Genomic DNA, 22,375 nt, shown 5'->3' with positions numbered 1-22,375 from the left:
CCCACACGCGCCGCGGCACACTCACGGCCATGTGGTTGAGGGCAGACGTCCAATAACCCTTAACGATAGCCGTCTCTCCCCCTAAAATTCCGTGAAGAACCTTTTCTGTCCCGCGCAAGACACACACAACACACGAAACGCGCGATGTACTACCACCGAATACGATCAAAGCGCCGCGTGTAATTGACATCGGACCCATAGAACGTGCCGCCATAAGCGGACACCGACCAGTAGCGCGTGAGATTAACAGTCGCCTTGACCGCGTTCGCCGCCGACTGCAGCCCCTGCTCGAAGCCGATCACGAACCATTCGTTGATCGCCTTCGCAATCATCACCACCTGCGGGTCGGTCAGGCCCACCTCGCTGCGCCCGATCGAGAATTCGTCGAGCCCCACCGACTGCGCGATGCGCTTGCCGCTCGCGCTGCCGAGCAACGCCAGCGCCGTCGTCATCGCGCTCTGCTGGCCAACGTTGTTGCCCTGGTCGGTGCCGTGGCCGAACAGCAACCACGAGAGCTTTTCGTTGTCGACCACGTTCGGCTCGGAAACGAGCTTCACGACCGGCGCCTGGATCGTGCCCGTAACCTGCACGCCCGCCTCGACCTGCTGGTTGCGCCGCATCGCGAGGATGTTGATGCCCGGATTCGCCACCGGCCCGTTGAACGTGAAAAAGCCGTTCTCGATCGCGAGCTTGCGGCCGAACGCCGTGTACGTCGAGCCTTCCGTCACGCGCACGTTGCCCACCGCGCGCAGCGGCACGGACGGCTCGCTCATCGCCGTGATCGTGCCCGCGAGGCCGAGATCCGCGCCCCGTCCGCTAAAGCGGAAGTTGTGGCCGAGGTCGATGTCGATGTGCGCGCGCGGCGCAAAACGCGGCGCGGGCCGCGTGCCGGCCTTCTGTGCCTGCGCATCGAGCGGCGGCGGCCCGCCGCGCGTCGTGCCGTCGGGACGCACGATCACCACGTCGTCGCCGAGTTCCGGCGCGGGAGATTCGGGCATGTCGAAGCGCGCGTGATCGACGGTGAACTTGCCGTCGATCTCCATATCGCCGAGATGCCCGCCGTTCGCGATGCTCGCGCTGCCCGAGAGCGACAGGCGGCGATCCGGCGCGGCGAACAGTTCGAGCTTGTCGGCGACGAGGCTCGCCGTGAGATCGGGCTCGTCGTTGTCGAGGCGCACGCGGCCCGTCGCCCGCAGCGTGCCGCTCGCGCCGTGAAACTCCACCTGCTGGAATTCGACAAGGTTTTGCGAAAGCATCACCCGGATCACGCCGTCCTTGAGCTGCATGCCCTGATCGACGAGCGTCGCGGAAATCCCGTCGCCGACGAGCGGCCCCGACACGTTCGGTCGCGCGAGCGTACCGGCGAGCGCCAGTTGCAGCGAGAGACGGCCATCGAGCAGATAGCCGGGGCCGAACAGGCCGCTGGTGGTCTTGAGCGACGGCACATTCGCCTTGATCGTGCCGCCGACCGGCGCTTCGTTGGAGAGCGCGAGGACGCCGTCGCGCGGCGCAAGCGTCGTGTACACATCGACGTCGAGCACGCCCACGCGGCTCGCCTGCGCACGCGCGGTCACGTCGAGCCGGTTACCGCCGCTGAAGGCGGCGCGCGCATTGAGGTCGCCGATGCCGAGCGATGCCACGCCGCGCCCGACCTCGGCCGTGATGTCGCCGGAGCGGCGCTTGAACTGCAGATAACCCGTCGCGCTCTGGCCAATCGAGAAATTCCAGTCGCCGTCAAAAACCAGGTCGGTCCTGAGATTCGACTGCACGCCCGTGAACTGCTGGCGCAGTTGCATCACGCGTGCAAGCGAGACGTTCGTGAGCGAGCCCGACGAGCGGATACGGCCATGATCGAAATCGAACGACTTGAGTTCGAGCGACGCGCCCACCAGCGCGAGATGCGTGGCGCCCAGCGTCAGCTTGCCTGCGCCCGCGCTCACCGTGAGCGGCGCTGCGAGGGTGATGTCGGGCGCGCCGCGGTTCTGCAACTGCGTGACGGTGCCGTCCCAGCGCGTGCCGTCGCGTGTCTCGGAGAGTCCGCCGTTCGCGGCCAGTTGCACGTCGACGGCCTGGCCCTGCACCTTGCCCTTCGCGCTCGCGGTGAGCGTGTGCTTCGCGCGCGTGCCCGTGAGGCGCGCGGTGAGCGTCGCGATATCGACACCCGCCACGGCGATCCCGCTCGCGTCGGTGCTGAATTCGAGCGCGCCGTTGGCGCCGTCGTGCAGTTCCGCATGCCCTTGCGCGTGGCCGAGCCGCGTCTCTCCGAAAACGACGCGCTCGGCCTTGTAGTCGAGTGCGACGTCGGGGTGCGCGAAGGTGCCGGTGAGGTCGCCGCTCGCCGCGATCTGCCCGGCGACGCCGAAGCCGAGCCGGTCGAGCTGCGGCGCGTCCACATTGAAGCGTAGCCGGTCGCCGCGTGCGCCGAAGCTGCCCTGCAACGCCACGTCGTTGCCCGCCACCGAGAGATTCGCGCGGCTCGGCAGGATACGCGAGCCCGCGAGCTGAACGAGGCCCTCGCCCGTGAGCGGCAAGTCCGCGTAGACGCTTGGGCCGAGTTTGAATTCGGCCCGGGTGGTGAACGCGGGCGCGAGCGCACCCGTCGCGTTGAGCGTGCCGTTCACGCGCGCTGTGACGCGTTGCGGCGGCGTGCGCGCGGCGGCAGGCGACGCGGCGCGTGACGTTGACCCGGGCGCTTGGGACGCTTGAGGCGCCTGGCTCGTCAGCGACAGCGGATCGAAGTTGGTCAGCGCCGCCTTGAGCGTGTAGGTGGAATTCGCGTCGTGCTTGATCGCGCCCGACACGTCGAGACGGCCCGCGCCTGAAGTCACGCGCACGTCGTTGAACGAGAGCCGTGCGGGATCGAACGTCACCTTGCCCTGCGCACGCAGCGCGGCCTTCGGATCGGCGAGGTCGAGCGCGATGCTCTGCACGTCGCCCGCGAGGTGGATCGCGATCGGACCGGCCAGTTGGGTCGGCCGCACGCGCGCCTCGAGTGCGTTCAGATCGAGGTTCGCCACCTTGAGGTCGAAGCGCCCGTTGCGCCCGCTGATCGTGCCGCCGCCCTTCAGCGTGGCGCCTTTCACGAGCCGCACGTCGAGGTTCGCCAGACGCTGCGTATGCGCGTCGAGCACGACGTCGCTGCGCGCCTCGACGAGCGGCAGCAGCTTCGCATCGATCGCGCCCGGCTTCGCATTCACGATCGAGACGTTGCCGGCGACCGTGAAGCCCGCGGCGTGCACGTTTTGCTGCGCGTTCTTGCCGGCCTGCGCCGCCGTTTCAGAAGCTGCCGAAACTGCCGAAGCCGCCGCATCCGGCTTGAGCGGCGCAATGGCACCCTGCACGGGCTGAAGATCGGCGCGCACGGCGAGATCGGCGAATGGCGCTCCGGGCGAAAAGGCCTGCGGATTGACGTGATCGAACGCGAGTGTGGCGCGCCTGAGCAGCACGGCCGCGAACGGCGTCGCTTCGACGTGCGCGCGGCCCGTGAGCTTCATGCCGCTCGCGTCGAGATCGGCGGTGAGCGCCGCCAGCGTTCCGCCGACGCGCCCACTCACCTGCACGGCCTCGTCGCGGACCTTGCCCGCGTAGCGGAAGTCGCCCGAGAGCGGGAACGGCTGCACGCCGTCGAGCTTCGCCTGCGCGCTCACCGCGCCGTACGGCGTGTCGAGCTCCTCGACCACGGCCTCGTGATGCCGCCGGTCGCTGCGCGCGTGAAACACGAAGCGCGAGAATTCCGACGTCGAGGCGCCTTCGTGCAGCGTGAGTTTCGCCACGCGCAGGTCGCGAATATCGAGTGCGAGCGGCAATTGCAGATCGCCGGGCAGCGACATCGGCGTGGACGGTTCGGTCGACGGCACGAGGCGCAGATCGATATCGCCGATGTCCAGATAGTCCACGACGAAGCGCCATGGCCGCGCCGAGAGCGCCCACTTGCCGCTCACGCGATCGACGGCAAAGGTCGCGCCGTGCGCGTCGTGCCAGCGCACGTCGCGCATTCGCAGGCCCGTTGCAAGCGTGCCGCCTTCGAGCGTGCCCGCAAGCTGCCCGCCGAGCACCCTCACCGCCGCGCGCCACGCGAGCGCCGTGCCGCGCTCGGTCGTCGCCGCGCCGTAAAGCAGTCCCGCCACGAGCGCGACGATCAGCACCAGCACCGCGACCGTCCACGCGAGCGCGCGCACGATCCGGCGCGGACGGCGCGGCGGTGGTGGTGGCGACGGTGGCGACGGCGGCGGTTCAGCGCCGTGGCCGGACGGCGGCTCCTCGGGCGGTGCGCCGCCGCCCGCCGCGCCGTCCGCACCGAATCGATCGAGCGCAGCCGCGACAGGCATAAGCCAGCGGACGACAAAACGCGCGCTCATGCGGCGGCTCCCGCAGCGTCTCCAGCAACGGGCAACAGCGTCGAAACGAAGCGCAAGGTCGTGATCGTCGTCATCAGAAAGCAATCCCGAGCGTCAGATAGGGCCGCACGCTGCGGTTGCGAAAACCATACGCGAGATCGAGGTTCACCGGGCCGACCGGGCTGCGCCAGCGCGCGCCCACACCGGCGCCCGTGTCGAACACCTTTTCGCCCCACGCATCGGTGGCGGTGCCGACGTCGAAAAAAGCCGCGCCGCCCCAATCGTGGCTGAACCAGTGCTGATATTCCGCCGATCCCGTCGCGAGATACTTGGCCGGCAGGATCGACCCGGCAACATCGTTGCCGAGGCTCTCGAAACTGTAGCCGCGCACCGAATTCGAGCCGCCCGCGCGAAACAGCAGCGAGGCCGGCACGTTGCGCGACCCGGAACCCGTGAACACGCCGCCGAGTTCCGCGCGAAACAGCACGAGGTCGCTGTGGCCGATCGGCAGGTATTGCTGGCCGCGCATGTAGCCGCGAATAAAGGTCGCGTCGGAGGCAACGTCCTTCACGGCGAAGCCCGCCTCCAGGCGGACCACGTTGCCCGAGCGCGGGAACAGCGGATCGTCGACGTTGCGGCGCGTCCAGCCCCACGAGGGCACCAGCGCGCGGGCCATCGTCGGCGCGCCGACGTTCTGATAGAGGCGGTCCTGATAGTAGAGCAGCGCGTACGAGTAATCGATGTTCTGCGAGGTGCGCGTGCGCTGCAAGCCTGAGCGGAAGCTGTAGATGCGCGTATCGGACACATCGGTGGTCGTGTACGAGATGAGCGCGCTGTTGGTCCAGGCGCGCGGGCCGGGCGGCATCGAAAGCTGCACCTGGCCGAACTGCTGGATCTGGTCGAGGCGCCCCTGGAACTGGAGCGGCCATGCGGCTCCGAACGTGTTGAGATACGTGTACGAGCCCTGCACGTGCGCGCCGGTATCGGTCGAATAGCCGACGCTGCCGCGGAAATTGTTGTACGGGAACTCGCTCACCTTGGCGTGCAGCGGCGTGAGCAGCGGCTTTTGGGTGTCGTTGTCGACGTCGATGGCCACGCTGGCGAAATACGGCGTGTTCTGCAACTGGCGATGCAGTTCCGTCACGCGGCTGACGTCGTAGTACTCGCCCGGCGAGATTGGATTGACGTTGTTCACGATCCAGGCCGGATAGCGCCGCGTGCCCGATACGTCGAGCGGCCCCATCGTGAAAGTGGGGCCGCTGTCGAGGGTGAGCGTCAGTTGCGCGTCGTGCCGCAGCGGATCGATGCGCGCCTCCGACTGCACGATCCTCGCGCCAAGATAGCGCCGCGACTGCAGCGCCTTGAGCGACGCATTCTTGGCGTCGTCCCAGCCCGACTGCGTGAACGGATCGCCGCCGTGCAGCGAGAACGCGAAGCGGGCGGCGTTCTCCTGCTTCTTGTCTTCGGTGAGCACCGGGCCGCGAAATGTGAGCGTCACCGACGAGATCATGGTGCGCTGCCCCGGATCGACACTCACGCGCACGCGCCGCCTGCCTTTCACGGTGTCGGTGTCGGTGCGCACGACCGCGGAGAAATAACCGTCGGTGGAGGCAAGGTCGCGCACCTGCTGCGGCGTGGCGGTCACGAGGAACTCGAACTGATCGTCGCTGACGTCATTGCGCGTCGCGAAGCGCGCGATGTCGAGGTGCGTTTCGAGCAGCTTGCGCAGCTCGCGCGGTTTGGCATCGATCTCGACATCGTAGTAGGTGCGCGCGCGCAGCCACGGCAGCAGGTTGTCCAGCGCGGCCAGCGCGGGCGTCGCGGCGAGCAGGCCGGCGACGAGCCACGCAGAGAGCAACCCGGCGAGCCACGCGGCAAAACGGCCGGCAGCCGCCACGCCGCAGCGGGCGCGCGGCACGCTGCCAGCCGGCGCTGCGTGCACCGGCCGCGCAACCCTTGAGGGATGCCGCCACGCGCGCCACGCTTCGATCACCCTTCCCGCCAAGCAAGACCTCCGGCCTTCGTAGAACTGGTCGCCACCGCTGGTCGCCACCGGTCATGCCGCGCGGGCGCGCACCAAGGCGGTGTGCGCGTGGCGCGGCGAGAACGTGTTATTTCACCACATCGGCGGGCGCGCACTCCGTAACACGGCGCAAAAAGGGCCGCAAGCGCAGATCCAATGGACCGCCCGGCCGCATGTTCCGCACGCTGCGCTTGCTGTAAAATTGCCGGCGACATAAACAGCGGCGGGCTCGCAATGGTGCGATCCCGCCATTTTTCACGGACGTCGGCCATGTATCAGTCGGACATTACGCAGTTCCTGAACCAGTTGAAGCAGAAGCACCCGCAGCTCGAAGAGCAGCAACGCCAGGGCCGAGCGCTCCTGTGGGACAAACAGCCGCTCGATCTCGACGAACGCGAGCGCCAGCAGGCATCGCGCGTCAAGCAGACGGCCTACGTCTACTACCAGAACTTCTGATGGCCGAGGCCGACGGGGCCGGAACACCCAAGGTGGGACACGCCGCGGGCACGCCGGCGCACAGTGCGGCGGACGAGGCGCTGGCCGCGCCCGCAACGGATTCGACGCCCGATACGGTTGACGGCGTCGCATTCGCACGCCTGTACGGCGAGCCGCTCTTCAAGCTGCCGCAGGATCTGTACATCCCCCCGGATGCGCTCGAAGTCTTTCTCGAGACCTTCGAAGGCCCCCTCGACCTGCTGCTCTACCTGATCCGCAAGCAGAACTTCAACGTCCTCGACATCCCGATGGCGGATGTCACGAGGCAGTACCTCGGCTACGTCGAGCAGCTGCGCAAGACCAATCTGGAACTCGCGGCCGAATATCTGCTGATGGCCGCGATGCTCATCGAGATCAAGTCACGCATGCTCTTGCCGGTCAAGAAGGCCGACACCGGCGAGGAAGCCGAAGATCCGCGCGCCGAACTCGTGCGCCGCCTGCTCGAATACGAGCAGATGAAGCTCGCCGCACAGCGCCTCGACCAGCTCCCGCAGCTCGGGCGCGACTTCCTGCGCGCCGAGGTCTACATCGAGCAGAGCATCACGCCGCGCTTTCCCGACGTCGACAGCAACGACCTGCGCGCCGCATGGGCCGACGTCATCAAGCGCGCGAAGCTCGTGCAGCACCACAAGATTTCACGCGAGGAGCTCTCGGTGCGCGAGCACATGAGCGTGATCCTGCGCAGGCTCCAGAATGCGCGCTTCATGGAGTTTTCCGAGCTTTTCGACGTCACGCGCGGCGTGCCGGTCGTGGTCGTGAACTTCATCGCCATGCTCGAACTGTCGCGCGAATCGTTGATCGAGATCACCCAGGCCGAGCCCTTCGCGCCGATCTACGTGCGGCTCGCCTACCTGCCGGCCTGAGCGGCCCTGAACATCCCGCGACGCCCGATCCCGCGCTGCGAAGCTGCCGCGCGGACTGCGCGTCCGCTGCGAAGCACCGCCCTCTGAACGCCCGCGCCGGTCGTCGCGGCAGCGTTCACGCCCCCGATTCCGGCGTTTGCGCCCAGCACCTCGTCGCATGCCTTCTCCGTCAGGAGCGGCTGCGCGACGCGCTCAAATCCTCTACAATCGCCCGCGCCTGCCTTGCCGTCAGCGGACAGAACGTCCGCCGCTCCAACCGGCTCTCCGAACTGGCCCGCCGCATCCGGCGGCCGGTGGCTGCAACCCCGTCTTGCCCCGCGCGAGGCATAACGCATCCGATCATGAAAGTCATCAGCTCGATTCAGGAACTGCGCGACCAGTTGCGCGGCCAAAACCGCACCGCGTTCGTGCCGACCATGGGCAACCTTCACGAAGGCCATCTGTCGCTGATGCGGCTCGCGCGCCAGCACGGCGACCCGGTCGTCGCGAGCATCTTCGTCAACCGGCTCCAGTTCGGCCCGAACGAGGACTTCGACAAGTATCCGCGCACGCTCCAGGACGATATCGACAAGCTGCAGAAAGAGAACGTCTACGTGCTGTTCGCGCCGACCGAGCACGACATGTACCCGCAGCCGCAGGAATATCGCGTTCATCCGCCTCACAACCTCGGCGATATCCTCGAAGGCGAATTCCGCCCCGGCTTCTTCGAAGGCGTGTGCACGGTCGTGATGAAGCTGATGTCGTGCGTGCAGCCGCGCGTCGCCGTGTTCGGCAAGAAGGACTATCAGCAGTTGATGATCGTGCGCGCGATGTGCCAGCAGTTCGCGCTACCGACCGAAGTGATCGCCGCCGAAACGGTGCGCGACGCCGACGGGCTGGCGCTCAGCTCGCGCAACCGCTATCTGACGCAGGCCGAGCGGGCCGAGGCGCCGCAACTGGCTGGCGTGCTGCGCGCGATTCGCGAGTCGATCCTGTCGGGCCGTCACGACTTCCACCAGCTCGAACTCGACGCGATGGCCACGCTCGCCGCACGCGGCTGGAAGCCCGACTACATCGCGATCCGCAAGCGCGCGAATCTGCTGGCGCCCGTTCCGGGCGTGGCGGCCGACGCCCATGCGCCGCTCGTCGTGCTGGCTGCGGCGAAGATCGGCGCCACGCGCCTGATCGACAATCTGGAAATCTGACGCTGCTTTTTATCCAAGCGAACTTTCACGCTTATTTTTCACGCGAATTTTTCACGCTTTCATCCGTGCTTCACGGGCGGCCGCCGCGCCGCCCCAAGCCAGACCAGCGGCGGGCCGAACGCCCGTCCGCGAGAGGAGCCTCTCCATGCAACGCCACATGCTCAAGTCGAAGATCCACCGCGCTACCGTCACGCACTGCGAACTGCATTACGAAGGCTCGTGCGCCATCGACGAAAACCTGCTCGAAGCGGCGAACATCGTCGAAAACGAGCGTATCGACATCTGGAACGTCAACAACGGCGAGCGTTTCTCGACCTACGCGATCAAGGGCGAGCGCGGCAGCGGCATGATTTCGCTGAATGGCTCGGCGGCACGACGCGCGCAACTGGGCGACCTCGTGATCATCGCGGCCTTCGCGAACGTGGATGAAGCGGAATTGAAGGCCGGCTGGAAGCCGGATCTGGTCTTCGTCGACGAAAACAACCGCATCAAGGGCAGCCGCGACCACGTGCCGACCCAGAACTGGACCTGAAGTCCGGTTTCGCGGGGCGGGCGTTCGCGCGCCCCGCGCGTAGTGGCTCATTTACGGCTCATTCGGCACTCATTTGCGGCCTGGTTGTTGCCACTCATTTGCCACTCATTTGCCATTCACCCAGGCAAGGATCGACTGCCACTGCTCCAGATCCTTCTCCACCCGGCTTTTCGCGACATCCCACAGCGTGAGGCCGTGAGCGGCGAGCTGAACGTAGTTCTGCGTATCGCGCAGATAGCCGAGCACCGGCAGATTCAGTCCCTCGACAAAGCGCTGCAACTGGTCCGCCGAGCGCGTGCGCGCATCCACCCGCATGCCGACCACCCCGACCTGGATCGTCCCCTTGCGGACGGCCTTTTCCTTCGCCAGCCGGTCGAGGAAGTCCTGGGTCGCGAGAATGTCGAACATCGACGGCTGCAGCGGCACGATCACCTTGTCCGCCAGTTCGACGATCGCGCCGAGCCGGTTGCCGTGCAGGCCCGCGGGCGTGTCGATGACCGCGTGCTCGAGCCCGTGCGGCGGCTTTTGCGGATTGTCGAGATTGACGCCCCAGCTTTCGATGGCCGGCAGCGTTGCAGGCCGCAGATCGAGCCACGAATGCGCGGATTGCTGCCGGTCGAGGTCGGCGAGCGCCACCCACTCGCCCTGCGCGGCGAAAAAGCCTGCCAGATTGGTGGACAGCGTGCTTTTGCCCACGCCGCCCTTGGGATTCGCCACCACGATTACCGTCATGAATACTCCTGTCAGGATGGCTGACGCGCCTGCCAGCCGGATTGCCAAGGTATCTGCCTGGCTGCGGGTCGGCGGCCGGAACGCGCGCGGGCTGTGGCACCCGTGCGCCGGAATCCGGCCGGCGCCGTGATCCAACCGTCCGATAATATCGGCAAATCCCGCACTGCCGAAGTTCCGGACGTGAAGCGGCCGTCAATGTCCCCCTTTTTTCGAGGAACCGTTCGACCATGAGCAAGCTGCGAACCGACGTCACGATCGACTCCCTGCGCGAGCGCCAGCGCGGCCGTCTGCCGGATCTGCTGGGCTTTCGGGCGATGCGCCTCGAAGCGGGCCTGTTGCGCGCCGAACTCGACATTCGCGACGATCTGCTCGCGCCGAACGGCTTTCTGCATGCGGCCACGGTGATCGGGCTCGCGGATACGGCCTGCGGCTACGCGTGCCTCGCGCATCTGCCGCCCGATGCGAAGAACTTCACGACCATCGAACTCAAGAGCAACTTCCTCGGCACTGCGCGCGAAGGCACGATCGCGGCGGTCGCGACGGGCGTCCATCTGGGGCGCAGCACGCAGGTCTGGGACGCACTCGTGAGCGCGCCCGACGGCAAGACCATCGCCCTGTTCCGCTGCACGCAGATGGTGCTCTACTGAGCGGTGCGGACCATGGCGCGCACTGCACGCGTGCCGAAAGCACGGACGCCCGGACGCGCAAAACCCGCATTATCCCATCGCACCGCAACCGCACCGGTACAATCACGCGATGATTTCGCGCGACCTCACCTTCATCGTCGGTGGCGCGCGCTCGGGCAAGAGCGCGTACGCCGAGCGCCTTGCCCGCGAAAGCGGGCTGCCTGTCACCTACATCGCCACGGCGCGCGTCGCGGACGACGAGTTTGCCGAGCGCGTCGCGCATCACCGGGCGCGGCGGCCCGCGCACTGGGCGCTGGTCGAAGCGCCGCTCGATCTCGCGGCCGCGCTCGACACGGCTGCGTCGAACGGCCAGTGCGTGCTGATCGACTGCCTCACGCTCTGGCTCGCCAACCTGCTCTGTCCGCCCGGCTCCGAAACCCCGCTGCCCGACTGGCCCGCGCGCATCGACGCCTTCGCCGCCGCCTGCGAGCGCGCGCGCGGCACGGTGCTCGTCGTGAGCAACGAGATCGGCATGGGCGTCGTGCCGCTCGGCGCGGCCACGCGCCTTTACGTCGATGAACTCGGCCGGCTGAACCAGCGCATTGCCGCAATTGCCGACCGCGCGACGTTCATCGCCGCCGGATTGCCGCTTGCGCTCAAGACGCCATGACACCATGATGCCGCGCATGCTCACCCTGCCCCGCACGGCGGCTTCGTCATGATGCGGCGCTTTTTCGTTGCGCTGGCGCTCGGCGCGACCATGGCGCTTACCACGCTGACCGCGCCCACCGCGCGCGCTGCATCGGCATCGGTCAGCGTCGTCGACGATGCCGGGCGCACCGTCACGCTCGCCGCGCCCGCACGGCGCGTGATCAGCCTCTCGCCCCACGGCACCGAACTGATCTACGCGGCGGGCGGCGGCGCACGGCTCGTCGGCACGGTCAGCTACAGCGACTACCCGGGCGCGGCCAAACGCGTGCCGCGCATCGGCGACGCCCTCGTACTCGACCTCGAACGCATCGCCGCGCTCAAGCCCGACCTCATCGTCGTCTGGTGGCAAGGCAACGAGCAGCAGCAGATCGACCGCCTGCGCGATCTGCACATTCCGCTGTTCTTCAGCGCGCCCCGCCGCCTCGACGATGTCGCGACATCGCTCACGCGCCTCGGCGTGCTGTTCGACACCCCGGACACCGCGCAGGCCGCTGCGGCGGATTTTCGCCGCGACATCGCGCAATTGCGCGCGCGCTACGCGGGCCGCCCGCCCGTGAGCGTGTTTTACGAGGCGTGGGATCGGCCGCTGATGACGCTCAACGGCGAGAGCATGATCAGCGACGTGATCATGTTATGTGGCGGGCGCAACGTATTCGCGGGCTTGAAGCCGCTCGTGCCGACGGTTTCGACGGAAGCCGTGCTCGCCGCCAATCCCGATGCGATCGTGACGTCGGCGCAAGGCGCGACGGCCTCCGAGCAGCCGCTGCCCGCACTCGAAAGCTGGCGCGCGTGGCCGATGTTGACGGCGGTCAGGCACGGCAACCTCTTCGCCATCGACGGGGATCTGCTTACGCGTCCCGCCCCGCGCATCGCCCAGGGCGCGGCACAGCTCTGCAAGGATCTGGATCAGGCGCGCGCGCGTGACGCGGGCGTGAGCCGTTGATTCGCATTGGCTCGCATTGATTCGGGGTTCGAATTAACTCAGACGTTCCAGCGAACCAGCGACCACTGTCCGCTCGCCGCATCGCGCCGCAACCAGGCGAGCGCGGCCATTTCCAGCGGCCAGCGCACGCAGCGCGAGAGCGGCAGTTCGAGCGCGCGCGCTGTAATCGCGCGAATCACGCCCGCGTGCGCCACGACCCAGGACGTGCCGCCTGCATCTGCTTCGTCTGCTTCGTCTGCTTCGTCTGCTTCGTCTGCTTCACGCGCATTGTCGAACCAGGCCCCTACGCGTGCGTCGAACTGCGCAACGCTCTCGCCGCCATGCATGCGGGCGTGCTCGAAATCCGCGGCCCAGGCGTCGATCTGCGCGCGCTCGATCGCATCCCAGCGCTGCATTTCCCACGCGCCGAAATCCATCTCCGCGAGCCTCGCATCGACGCGCGGTGCGAGACCGTACGCCGATGCGAGCGCATGCGCGATCCGCGCGCAACGCGTGAGCGGGCTCGACTCCACACGCAACGGTGCGCGCGCACCAAGCGCATCTAGCCGCTGCACAAGCCGTGCCGCCTCTTGCGCCGCGTCGCCCGCCAGCGGCACGTCGCTGCTGCCATAGCAGACGCCCGGCTCGACGGCCACGGCCGGATGCCGGATCAGAACGAGATCCACGCGAGCCCCACGAGATAGATCGCGAGTTCAAACACCTGTTGCGCGAAGCCGAGACAATCGCCGGTATAGCCGCCGATGCGCTTCACGAAGTAGCGCCCGAGCGCGAAGCGCAGTCCGGCGAGCACCACGAGCGTAGCGATGCCCGCATGCCAGTTGTGCGATTCGTGCGAGTCGTGCCACCCCGGCCAGAAGAGCCAGGGCAGGCCGAACACGCATGCGAAGAGCAACGCTGCAAAGCTCATGCGCTGGGCGACCGGCTTCGCCTTGCCTTCGGCGCGCACGTAGTCGAGCGAGACGAGATAGCTGATCGCGCACGCGCGGCTCGCGGCGTGACCCGCGACCATGAGCATCGCGGCGCGCATGGGCGGCAGCGCTGCGAGTACCTGCCACTTCAACGCGAGCGCGACGACAAGGCCGATCGCGCCGAACGCGCCGATTCGCGAATCGTGCATGATGCGCAGCACGTCCTCGCGTGTGTAGCCGCCGCCGAATGCATCGCAGCAATCGGCGAGTCCGTCCTCATGAAAAGCGCCGGTCGCGGCGAGCGTGGCCGTCATCGACAGCAGCACCGCCACGCCGGGCGGAAAGACGCGTAGCGCCGCGAGATACACGAGCGCCGCAAACGCGCCCACCACCGCGCCCACGAGCGGGAAATAGCGCGCGGCGGCGTTGAGCCACGCGGGTTCGAAGCCGACCCAGCGCGGCACCGGCACGCGCGTGAAGTAGCCGAGCGCCGTGAAGAAGTAACGCAACTCCGCAAGCGGATTCATTGCCGATGCCTCACGTGCACGCTGCCTCCCGCGTCCCGCGCGCCCTCATCACGCACCAGCCGCACCGTCGTCGCCGCGGTCGGCGACGCCCGCCGACTCGAAGCTCGCCATCTCGTTCAGGAACGCGCACGCCGCGCGCAGCAGCGGCACCGCGAGCGCCGCGCCCGTGCCCTCGCCGAGCCGCAGATCGAGCGCAAGCAGTTCGCGCGCGCCGAAGTGATCGAGCATGCGACGGTGGCCCGCTTCGTTCGATGCATGCGCAAACACACAGAAATCGCGTACGCCGGACGCGAGCGCATCGGCCACGAGCAGCGCCGACGTGGCGATGAAACCATCCACCAAAATCGTCATGCGCGAGCGCGCCGCTTCGATGTAGGCACCCGCCATCATCGCGATCTCGAAGCCGCCGAACGTCGCGAGCACGTCGAGCGGCTCGCGCACGTCCGCGTGACGCGCGAGCGCCTCCGCCAGCACGTTGCGCTTCTTCGCGAGGCCCGCGTTGTCGAGACCGGTGCCGCGGCCGACGCACTCGTCGATGGGCACATTGCACAGACGGCTCATCAGGCACGCAGCCGACGACGTATTCGCGATGCCCATCTCGCCAAAACCAATCACGTTGGTGCCGAGCGCCGCGTGATGACGCACGCGCGCCGCGCCCGCTTCGAGCGCGGCGATGGCCTGCTCGCGCGTCATCGCCGGTTCGTGCGCGAAGTTGCGCGTGCCGCGTGCGATGGCCACGTCGACGAGCAACGGCGACGACGGCAGCGCCGTGGCGATACCGGCATCGACGATCTCCAGCGTGAGCCCCGCGACGCCGCTAAATGCATTGATCGCCGCGCCGCCCGCGAGAAAGTTCGCGACCATCTGCACGGTCACGGCCTGCGGATACGGACTCACGCCTTCATTGGCGATGCCGTGATCGCCCGCAAAAACGATCATCGTGGGCCGCTCGACGACGGGATGCGTCGTCTGCTGGATCATGCCGAGCTGGCGCGCCAGCGCCTCGAGCCTGCCGAGGCTGCCGGGCGGCTTGGTTTTCGTATCGATCAGATGCTGCAGCTCGTCGCGCAGCGAAAGGTCCAGCGGCTCGATGTCCAGCAGTCGGGAAAGAGTCGACGTCATGTTAGGGTCAAAGGGTTGAAGTTCACATTGGATGAAGCGGTATTCAGGCCGGGCGACGCGGTGAAGCTTCAGGCGCCGGCCCGCGCGCAAGCGCGGGAACGAGCGCCTCGTGCGCGCCTTCGCGGATCAGCACGAGTGGATGGCCGAACGCATCGCTTGCGCGATCCGGCGTCAATACTTCGCCCACCGGTCCCGCGTAAAAGCCGCCACGGCTGTCGAGCAGCAGCGCATGCGTTGCATAGCGCCGCGCGAGATTGAGATCGTGGCAGGAAAAAACAATCGTGCGCGCCTCGACGCGCACCCAGCGCACAAGCGCTTCGAGGCAGGCAATCTGGTGATGCAGATCCAGATGCGAGAGCGGCTCGTCGAGCAGCAGAAGCGGCGCATCCTGGCACAGCACGGCTGCAAGCGCGACGCGTTGCCGTTCGCCGCCGGACAGCGAAAGCACGTCGCGCGCAGCGAGCGCTTCGAGGCCGAGCGCGGCCAGCGCCGCATGCGCCGCCGTACGGTCCTCGTCGCGCTCCCAACCCCAGCCCGCGAGATGCGGATAGCGGTTGAGCAGCACGATGTCGAGCACGCTCGCGTTGAACGCATCGTGCACGTCCTGCGGCATCAGCGCACGACGCTGCGCGAGCTTGACGGGCGCCCAGTCGGCCAGCGCGCAGCCGTCGATTTCGACGTGGCCTGCCGCGCTCGTGCGCAGCCCGGCCAGCGCGCCGATCAGCGTCGTCTTGCCCGCGCCGTTCGCACCGGCGACACACCAGATTTCACCCGCACCGAAGGACAGCGTGAGCGATTCGACGAGCGTGCGTGCGCCCGCGCGCAAGGTCAGCGCGCGGGCGGCCAGGATCGGCGTGTCATGGGTTGCGTGATTCATCGCGAGCGCCTGTGCAGCAGCATCCAGAGAAACACGGGCACGCCCGCGAGCGCGGTCACGACACCGACCGGCAACTGTGCTGGCGCAGCCACGGTGCGCGCGGCGAGATCGGCGCCCATCACGGCGAGTCCGCCCGCGAGCGCGGCGGCGGGCAGCAACATGCGCTGGTCGTTGCCGAACGCGAGCCGCAGCATATGCGGCACGACGAGCCCGACGAAGCCGATGGTGCCGCCCGTCGTCACGGCCGCTGCCGCCGCGAGCGACGCCACGAGATAGACGCGCACGCGCAGCCGCAGCACCGGCACGCCGAGCGCCTGCGCCGCCGCGTCGCCGCGCAGCAGCACGTTCAGTTGCGGAGCGACCGGCACGATGGCCGCGAGCACGAGCACGAGCGCACCGAGCGCCGCCCACGGCATGCTCGCGCCGTTGAGATCGCCCGTGAGCCAGAACAGCATGCCGCGCAGTTGCGCATCGGGCGCGAGCGTGAGAAGCAGCGTGATGAGCGCGCCCCACCCCGCAGCCGTCACGGCGCCGGTGAGCAGCAAACGCGGAGAACTGTCCTGCGGCTCGCCGCGCCACAATTCACGGCGCGCGAGGCCGAGCACGAGCAGGATCGACGCGAACGCGCCCGCGCATGCGCTCGCCTGCACCGCCCACGCGGCCAGGCCAACGATCATCGCGACGAGCGCAAAGGCGGCCGCGCCGCCCGATACGCCGAGCACATACGGCTCGGCGAGCGGATTGCGCAGCAGCACCTGCAACAACGCCCCGGCAAGCGCGAGCAGCGCGCCGCACGCGAAGCCGCCGAGCGCGCGCGGCAGGCGCAGCGTGCGGACGATTTCGGCGGTCATATCGGTGCTCGTGTGCGATGGCGACAACGCAGCCAGTGCCTGCGAGAGCGTGACCGGTACGCTGCCGATCACGAGCGATGCCGCAAACACAATGAGAGCGGCGAGCGCCAGCGCGAGCCAGATGACGCACGCGCGCCGCGCGCTCATCGACGCCCGGAACCTGGGCCCGCTCACGGCAGGTATGTGATGGCGATCGGCAGTTCGCATCGTGCGGGTCGAAGGAGTGCGTTGTCGTTATCGAAAGGAAAGGAACCAGGCGCTCTGCCGCGTGGCGTGCAAAACACCCGCACACGAATACCAACACGAACACGAACGATGCGCGCGCATCGTTCTCGCAGGGATGCGCCGGTCACGAATGCTCGATGAAAAACGGGCGCAGCCGGGTTCAGCGATTTCACCTGCATCACGCTGTTCATGATGTGCCCCATGAAGCGCAACGAGGCACGAGCACCCGCTTTGCAGCGGCGCAAAGCGCCAAGCCGCAGATCGCGCACAATCGCGCAGCAGGTGTGCAAATACATGATGGTGATGATCCGGTAGCCAGCGTGCGCGTGCTCCGCTCTGCGCGAAACGGCGCGATAAAGGGCCGTGTCCACACGACGCCGGTGCATCGCACCGGCGCGGCTGACACGAGTTCCTCGCCCTCTGGCCGGTATCCGGGCTGGCGACGACGCGATCCGCCTTCCCGCGCCTTTGCGCAGTGGCCTTGGATGCACGCAGAAATTGCATGCCGGGATCGAGTTGCGCGCGAACATCTTGCCAGAGGCGATGCAAGAAGCGCGCGCGGTCGCGGTACCGTTGCACAGAGCAGCACAGGATGGCGTATGTCCGGGGCCGGACTTCGCTCCCTGTTTCCCGCTTAGTTTCCCGTTTAACAGCGCATTTCGAGCGCGGGCACCAGAGTGCGGCAAGTGTAGGAGCGGCCCGTCTGGACGTCAAGAAAAGCGTCCGCGCCACGCCGGCGTCGTCGCGTACGGCGGCAAAATACATTCCCGCTGTGCAGACTCGGTGACGTTACCTGCAAGAAGCAGGGATGTTACGTCTGGAAACGACACAATTATCGGAATACCCGGTAATCCGCGCTAGAATGCCTGTCTTTAGAGGACGCAGCACATGCTCAACGAACTCGAAACACTCTCACAGAATATCGGGCGGCTGATCGAGATCAATCGGCTCCATCACGAGGCGCGCCAGGCACTCGAAGCACAACTCGCGCAATTGCAGTCGCAATGCGATGCAACGTGCGCCGAACTCGAGCAGGTGCGCGAAGAACGCAATGCACTGCAGGCGGAGCGCGATGCGCTGTCCGCGAAGATCGACGACGCCCAGGTGCGCCTGAACGCAATTCTCGAAAAATTGCCGCGCGCACGCGCGCAAGGCGAGCCGGACAACCAGCTCGATCTGCTCGAACAGTCGCCGTCCGCCGCTGAAAGTAACGCGGCCCGCCACGGAGAAAACGCATGACCACCAAACAGATCGAAGCGACGATTCTCGGCCAGACCTATCGCCTCGCCTGTTCACCCGAAACCGAAGGCGCGCTGCTCGAAGCCGTGGCGCGCGTGGATGCGGAAATGTCGAAGATCCGCACGCACAGCAACGTGCGCGGCATGGATCGAATCGCCGTCATGGCGGCACTTTCGCTCGCGTCGGAACTGCTGCGACTGCAGACAAGTGTGCGACACGGCGAGGCATTCCCAGCCGAAGAAATCCGTCGTACAATGCGCTCAATGAATGAACAACTTGGCGCCGTGATTCAGCAGTACAGCGGCGTGCAGTAATACGTTTTAAAAGGTTTAGTTAGCTTCCCTGCCTGGTTTGCCAAGGTCATATATTCCTTGAACCAATGCCATGTGCACGGTTGTGGAAATTTGTAGCACGGGTGTGCGCGTCACTCTGTCTGATGTACCCGAAGTGCTGCTAACTGCGACCAATTCTGAACCCTCGGTTCAGGATGCCGGCCTAGCGGCTATGGCGGGGACCAATTCAAACGGCATCGGATTCACGTCCGATGCCGTTTTTCATTGTTGTTTCCAATTCGGGCCGGGTAGCATCTGTTCCTGCGTCTGCTCTTTTTAGTGCGGCGTTCCAGCGCCAATCCCTGGCGTCATATCGCCCGTGCCCGCCTACGCTTCGCGCGCACGCTCCCCGCTCTCTTTCGACGTGACCTCCGACTCATGCGCTACTGGCTGATGAAGTCCGAACCCGACGAAGCAAGTATCGACGACCTCGCTCACGCACCGCATCGCACGCTGCCATGGACCGGCGTCCGCAATTATCAGGCACGCAATTTCATGCGCGACACGATGCAAGCTGGCGACGGCGTACTGTTCTATCACTCCAGTTGTCCCGAGCCTGGCATCGCGGGACTCGCACAGGTCTCGTCGACGGCCTATCCCGACCCCACGCAGTTCGATCCGAAAAGCCCCTATTACGACGCGAAATCGACGCCCGAGAATCCACGCTGGATACTCGTCGACGTCGTCTTCAAGAAGAAGTGCGCGTTGATTCCACTCGCGGCGCTGCGCGAGCACGAAGCGCTCGCGAACATGCGCGTGCTCGCGAAAGGCAACCGGCTTTCGATCACGCCCGTCACCGAAGCCGAGTGGGCGTTCATCACGAAACATCTGATGTGATGTGAAGCGCGCACCCTGCACGCTCACCAGCGCATAGCCGATCTGGCGCGCTTGCGTATCGAACCATCCGTTCTGCAAGGAGTCGACGATGAAGAAGAAAATCACTGGAACACTCGCCGCCGCGCTCACCATTGCCGTGCCGCTCGCGCTCATGTTCGCGACTACGCTCGCGCCCCGCACTGCGTTCGCACAGAGCGATGCGCGCTTTCAGCCGGCAGGCGTGCTGTCGCTGTCCGCGCAGGCGAGCGCGGAAGTGCCGCAGGACGTCGTCACGATCACGCTGTTCTACGAGCAGGAAGCGAGCGATCCGGCCTCGCTCACCGCCACGCTGAACCAGCGCACCGACGCCGCGATGCAGAAAGCGAGAGGCGTGCCCGGCGTGAGCGCGCGCTCGGGCCAGTTCTCGATCTTTCCGTCCACCGACCGCGACGGCCGCATTTCGGCATGGCGCGGCCGCACGGAAGTCGTGCTCGAATCGCACGACTTCACCGCCGCGTCGAAACTTGCAGGCGATATCGCGTCGATCATGCAGGTCGGCAACGTGCAGTTCTCGCTCTCGCCCGAAGCGCAGCGCGCCGCCGAGAAGAAACTCTCGGGTGAGGCAATCTCGTCGTTCCGCGATCAGGCCACCGCTGCGGCGCGCGCGTTCGGCTACAGCAGCTACACGATCCGCGAAGTCAATGTAGGCCACATGGGCGTGATGCCGCGCCCGGTCATGATGATGAACGCACGTGCGATGGCCGCCGACGCGAAGGTCGCGCCGCCCATGTCGCTCGAAGGCGGCACGTCGACGGTGACCGTCAACGTGTCGGGGTCCGTTCAGATGAGGTGACGCGCACTGCGCACCAGCGGAACGCACATGAGCAAGAAAACAAAAAGCCCCGCATTGGCGGGGCTTCCTGCATGGAACGAACGACCTGCGTTCAGCTATTCGCGCCGAGTGCGCGCGTGCCGTTGCGGCGCGCTCGCCGGTACGACCACACGAGCAGGCCCACGCCCGCGATGATCATCGGCAGCGACAGCCACTGGCCCATCGACAGGCCGAGTGCAAGCAGGCCGAGGAAGTCATCGGGCTCGCGCGCGAACTCGACAGTGAAGCGCGCAAGACCATAGCCGATCAGGAACATCGCCGATATCGCGCCCACCGGGCGCTCCTTGCGCGAGAAGAAAATCAGCAACAGGAACAGCGCAAGACCTTCGAGCGCGATCTCGTAGAGTTCGGACGGGTGGCGCGGCAGCAGGTGATATTGCGCGAAGACATCGTTGAGATGCCACTGCGCGGCCAGTTGCGGATGCGCGGTGAGCCACGCGGCATCGTCGTTGGCCGCGCCCGGGAACAGCATCGCCCACGGCGCGTCGGGCGACGTCACGCGGCCCCACAACTCGCCGTTGATGAAGTTGCCGAGGCGACCGGCGGCCAGCCCCGTGGGCACCAGCGGCGCCACGAAGTCGGTGACCTGCAGCCACGTGCGGCCGCGCTGCCAGGCGAAGAGGATCATCGCGAACGTCACGCCGAGGAAGCCGCCGTGAAACGACATGCCGCCTTCCCACACCTTGAAGATGTCGAGCGGATGCGCGAAATACCAGCTGGCCTTGTAGAACAGCACGTAACCGAGGCGCCCGCCGAGGATCGTGCCGAGCACGCCGTAGAACAGCATGTCGTCGATGTCTTTCGCGGTCCAGCCTTGTGCCGCGACGAACGGCAGCCGCAGACGCAGACGGCCGATCACGATCGCAAGAATGAAACCAACGAGATACATCAGGCCGTACCAGCGCACGGCGAGCGGCCCCAGATGAATGGCGACGGGGTCGAAATTCGGGTGAATGAGCATCGTGAAGTCAGTTCTTGTCGGCGAAGAGTGTCATCGGGGCGGCGCGACGCGCCGCGAGCGTTGGACGGTTCCGGCGCGCCGCGGTTCGCGGCGCCAGCATTATCGCCGAGTCGGCGCGGCATACGCTGTTTTCGACGCGGAAAACCCGCAAGCCGGGCATTCAGTCCGCCACGCCGACAGCGGCCGCATGCGCGCGCACGATCTCGATAAAGGCCGCCAGCACCGGGCTCACCTCCGCCGCGCGCCAGACGAGACCGGTTTCGATGGTGGGCACCGCCTGCGCGAACGGGCGGTAGGCCACGCCCGTGCGCCGCAGGTGGCGCAGCGATTGCGGCACCAGCGCCACGCCCATGCCCGCGGAGACGAGGCTCACGATCGTCTGCATCTGAATCGCCTCCTGCCCCACGCGTGGAACGAGTCCCGCGGCGCCGTAGCAGTCCATGATGATGTCATAAAAACCCGGGGCCAGATGGCGCGGGAAGACGACGAGCGGCGTATCCGCGAGATCGCGCAGGCTCACCGGCGTATCGCACCAGTCGTCGGCGGGCACGCCGCCCGTGCGTGCCGACAGGTCCCGCGGCATCGCGATCACGAGCGGCTCGCGCGCGATCGGCAGATACGAGAGCTGCGCCGCATGACGCGGCGGCAAGGGCGCGATGACGAGGCCCGCATCGATGCGCCCCGCCGCCAGTTCGTCCAGCTGCACATCGCTCGTGGCTTCTGTCAGTTGCAGGCGTACGCGCGGATAGCGCGCGCCAAATTCGCGCAGCAAGAGCGGCAGCAGGCCGTAGTCGGCGGTCGAGACGAAGGCCAGCCCGAGCACGCCCGCCTCGCCGCGTGAGAGGCTCTGAGCAAGCGGACGCAGCGCCTGCGCCGCTGCGAGCAGGCGGCGCACCTCGGGCAGCAGATCGGCGCCCACGGGCGTCAACTCGACCGAACGGCGCGTGCGTGCGAACAGCTCGACGCCGAGCGTCTCTTCGAGTGCGCGGATCGCCTGCGACAGCGGCGGCTGCGTCATCGACAGGCGCGCGGCGGCGCGGCCGAAGTGCTGCTCTTCGGCCACCGCCACGAAATAGCGCAGCTGGCGCAGATCCGGAATCGTCGAACTCATGCGTACACCCTGTATTGATATATTTTTCGACCCAATAACCGACGAATAATATACTGGACATTCCGCTC

The 22,375-nt window shown here is 66.9% G+C and carries 22 protein-coding genes, 1 other RNA gene and 1 riboswitch; of the genes, 12 read left to right on the top strand and 11 right to left on the bottom strand.

The window, feature by feature from the left end; genetic code table 11:
• Nucleotides 1-149: 149 nt before the first annotated feature.
• Nucleotides 150-4,328: a translocation/assembly module TamB domain-containing protein gene (locus ACFPTO_RS16040; protein WP_377712645.1), complete on the bottom strand. Its 4,179-nt coding sequence runs from the start codon at nucleotides 4,326-4,328 to the stop codon at nucleotides 150-152.
• 103 nt (nucleotides 4,329-4,431) lie between these two features.
• Nucleotides 4,432-6,255: an autotransporter assembly complex protein TamA gene (locus ACFPTO_RS16035; RefSeq protein WP_377712643.1), complete on the bottom strand. Its 1,824-nt coding sequence runs from the start codon at nucleotides 6,253-6,255 to the stop codon at nucleotides 4,432-4,434.
• Between the two features lie 375 nt (nucleotides 6,256-6,630).
• Here ACFPTO_RS16035 and ACFPTO_RS16030 point away from each other — a divergent pair, with 375 nt between their 5' ends.
• From ACFPTO_RS16030 to panD, 4 genes are all read left to right on the top strand, one after another.
• Nucleotides 6,631-6,816: a DUF3460 family protein gene (locus ACFPTO_RS16030; protein ID WP_293035622.1), complete on the top strand. Its 186-nt coding sequence runs from the start codon at nucleotides 6,631-6,633 to the stop codon at nucleotides 6,814-6,816.
• Complete coding sequence (locus ACFPTO_RS16025; RefSeq protein ID WP_377712626.1) at nucleotides 6,816-7,718, top strand: segregation and condensation protein A; 903 nt, start codon at nucleotides 6,816-6,818, stop codon at nucleotides 7,716-7,718. The genes ACFPTO_RS16030 and ACFPTO_RS16025 overlap by 1 nt, the downstream gene beginning before the upstream one ends.
• A 341-nt stretch (nucleotides 7,719-8,059) precedes the next feature.
• Nucleotides 8,060-8,902: a pantoate--beta-alanine ligase gene (panC, locus tag ACFPTO_RS16020; RefSeq protein WP_377712624.1), complete on the top strand. Its 843-nt coding sequence runs from the start codon at nucleotides 8,060-8,062 to the stop codon at nucleotides 8,900-8,902.
• 145 nt (nucleotides 8,903-9,047) lie between these two features.
• Nucleotides 9,048-9,434 (top strand): aspartate 1-decarboxylase, encoded by a 387-nt coding sequence (gene panD, locus ACFPTO_RS16015; protein WP_293035614.1) that lies wholly within the window; start codon nucleotides 9,048-9,050, stop codon nucleotides 9,432-9,434.
• Nucleotides 9,435-9,539: 105 nt separating this feature from the next.
• Here panD and ACFPTO_RS16010 read toward each other — a convergent pair whose 3' ends face one another.
• Complete coding sequence (locus ACFPTO_RS16010) at nucleotides 9,540-10,166, bottom strand: nucleotide-binding protein (RefSeq protein WP_377712621.1); 627 nt, start codon at nucleotides 10,164-10,166, stop codon at nucleotides 9,540-9,542.
• Between the two features lie 227 nt (nucleotides 10,167-10,393).
• Here ACFPTO_RS16010 and ACFPTO_RS16005 point away from each other — a divergent pair, with 227 nt between their 5' ends.
• The 3 genes from ACFPTO_RS16005 (at nucleotide 10,394) to ACFPTO_RS15995 (ending at nucleotide 12,446) form a co-directional block, all read left to right on the top strand.
• Nucleotides 10,394-10,813: a PaaI family thioesterase gene (locus tag ACFPTO_RS16005; protein ID WP_377712619.1), complete on the top strand. Its 420-nt coding sequence runs from the start codon at nucleotides 10,394-10,396 to the stop codon at nucleotides 10,811-10,813.
• Between the two features lie 109 nt (nucleotides 10,814-10,922).
• Nucleotides 10,923-11,462: a bifunctional adenosylcobinamide kinase/adenosylcobinamide-phosphate guanylyltransferase gene (gene cobU, locus ACFPTO_RS16000; protein ID WP_377712617.1), complete on the top strand. Its 540-nt coding sequence runs from the start codon at nucleotides 10,923-10,925 to the stop codon at nucleotides 11,460-11,462.
• A gap of 51 nt (nucleotides 11,463-11,513) precedes the next feature.
• On the top strand, nucleotides 11,514-12,446 hold the full coding sequence (locus ACFPTO_RS15995) for a cobalamin-binding protein (protein WP_377712641.1): 933 nt from the start codon (nucleotides 11,514-11,516) through the stop codon (nucleotides 12,444-12,446).
• Between the two features lie 38 nt (nucleotides 12,447-12,484).
• Here the strand turns inward: ACFPTO_RS15995 and cobC are convergent, their stop codons facing one another.
• The 6 genes from cobC to ACFPTO_RS15965 are packed head-to-tail and all read right to left on the bottom strand — an operon-like array spanning nucleotide 12,485 to nucleotide 17,327.
• Nucleotides 12,485-13,111 carry an alpha-ribazole phosphatase gene (gene cobC / locus ACFPTO_RS15990; RefSeq protein ID WP_377712615.1) on the bottom strand — a complete coding sequence of 209 codons (627 nt, stop codon included), beginning with the start codon at nucleotides 13,109-13,111 and terminating at the stop codon, nucleotides 12,485-12,487.
• Nucleotides 13,096-13,881: an adenosylcobinamide-GDP ribazoletransferase gene (locus ACFPTO_RS15985; protein WP_377712613.1), complete on the bottom strand. Its 786-nt coding sequence runs from the start codon at nucleotides 13,879-13,881 to the stop codon at nucleotides 13,096-13,098. The genes cobC and ACFPTO_RS15985 overlap by 16 nt, the downstream gene beginning before the upstream one ends.
• Nucleotides 13,882-13,929: 48 nt before the next feature.
• Nucleotides 13,930-15,003, bottom strand: coding sequence for a nicotinate-nucleotide--dimethylbenzimidazole phosphoribosyltransferase (gene cobT / locus ACFPTO_RS15980; protein WP_377712611.1), 1,074 nt, complete (start codon nucleotides 15,001-15,003; stop codon nucleotides 13,930-13,932).
• A gap of 43 nt (nucleotides 15,004-15,046) precedes the next feature.
• Nucleotides 15,047-15,880 (bottom strand): ABC transporter ATP-binding protein, encoded by an 834-nt coding sequence (locus tag ACFPTO_RS15975; RefSeq protein ID WP_377712609.1) that lies wholly within the window; start codon nucleotides 15,878-15,880, stop codon nucleotides 15,047-15,049.
• Nucleotides 15,877-16,878: a FecCD family ABC transporter permease gene (locus ACFPTO_RS15970; RefSeq protein WP_377712640.1), complete on the bottom strand. Its 1,002-nt coding sequence runs from the start codon at nucleotides 16,876-16,878 to the stop codon at nucleotides 15,877-15,879. The genes ACFPTO_RS15975 and ACFPTO_RS15970 overlap by 4 nt, the downstream gene beginning before the upstream one ends.
• 23 nt (nucleotides 16,879-16,901) lie before the next feature.
• The gene (locus tag ACFPTO_RS15965) at nucleotides 16,902-17,327 is read right to left on the bottom strand and encodes a hypothetical protein (protein ID WP_377712607.1); all 426 of its coding nucleotides are present in this window, start codon (nucleotides 17,325-17,327) and stop codon (nucleotides 16,902-16,904) included.
• Nucleotides 17,328-17,361: 34 nt separating this feature from the next.
• Nucleotides 17,362-17,648: riboswitch (cobalamin riboswitch) on the bottom strand.
• A 196-nt stretch (nucleotides 17,649-17,844) separates the two neighbouring features.
• Here ACFPTO_RS15965 and ACFPTO_RS15960 point away from each other — a divergent pair.
• The 5 genes from ACFPTO_RS15960 to ACFPTO_RS15940 all read left to right on the top strand — a co-directional run bounded on the left by ACFPTO_RS15960 (nucleotide 17,845) and on the right by ACFPTO_RS15940 (nucleotide 20,196).
• The gene (locus ACFPTO_RS15960) at nucleotides 17,845-18,195 is read left to right on the top strand and encodes an ATPase (protein ID WP_377712605.1); all 351 of its coding nucleotides are present in this window, start codon (nucleotides 17,845-17,847) and stop codon (nucleotides 18,193-18,195) included.
• Nucleotides 18,192-18,509 (top strand): cell division protein ZapA, encoded by a 318-nt coding sequence (locus ACFPTO_RS15955; protein WP_293035594.1) that lies wholly within the window; start codon nucleotides 18,192-18,194, stop codon nucleotides 18,507-18,509. Before ACFPTO_RS15960 ends, ACFPTO_RS15955 begins: the two co-directional genes overlap by 4 nt.
• A gap of 22 nt (nucleotides 18,510-18,531) precedes the next feature.
• Nucleotides 18,532-18,713: non-coding RNA, 6S RNA (gene ssrS / locus ACFPTO_RS15950), on the top strand.
• Nucleotides 18,714-18,905: 192 nt separating this feature from the next.
• The gene (locus ACFPTO_RS15945; RefSeq protein WP_377712603.1) at nucleotides 18,906-19,364 is read left to right on the top strand and encodes an EVE domain-containing protein; all 459 of its coding nucleotides are present in this window, start codon (nucleotides 18,906-18,908) and stop codon (nucleotides 19,362-19,364) included.
• A gap of 88 nt (nucleotides 19,365-19,452) precedes the next feature.
• Nucleotides 19,453-20,196, top strand: coding sequence for an SIMPL domain-containing protein (locus ACFPTO_RS15940; RefSeq protein WP_377712601.1), 744 nt, complete (start codon nucleotides 19,453-19,455; stop codon nucleotides 20,194-20,196).
• Nucleotides 20,197-20,287: 91 nt separating this feature from the next.
• Here the strand turns inward: ACFPTO_RS15940 and lgt are convergent, their stop codons facing one another.
• Both lgt and ACFPTO_RS15930 read right to left on the bottom strand, forming a co-directional pair.
• The gene (lgt, locus tag ACFPTO_RS15935; protein ID WP_377712599.1) at nucleotides 20,288-21,196 is read right to left on the bottom strand and encodes a prolipoprotein diacylglyceryl transferase; all 909 of its coding nucleotides are present in this window, start codon (nucleotides 21,194-21,196) and stop codon (nucleotides 20,288-20,290) included.
• A 160-nt stretch (nucleotides 21,197-21,356) separates the two neighbouring features.
• The gene (locus ACFPTO_RS15930) at nucleotides 21,357-22,307 is read right to left on the bottom strand and encodes a LysR family transcriptional regulator (protein WP_377712597.1); all 951 of its coding nucleotides are present in this window, start codon (nucleotides 22,305-22,307) and stop codon (nucleotides 21,357-21,359) included.
• Nucleotides 22,308-22,375 lie beyond the last annotated feature (68 nt).

The organism is Paraburkholderia denitrificans (assembly GCF_042655705.1).
GTDB lineage: Bacteria > Pseudomonadota > Gammaproteobacteria > Burkholderiales > Burkholderiaceae > Paraburkholderia > Paraburkholderia denitrificans.
The sequence above is the reverse complement of the archived record's forward strand: the minus strand, read 5'-3'. Positions and strand labels throughout refer to the sequence as shown.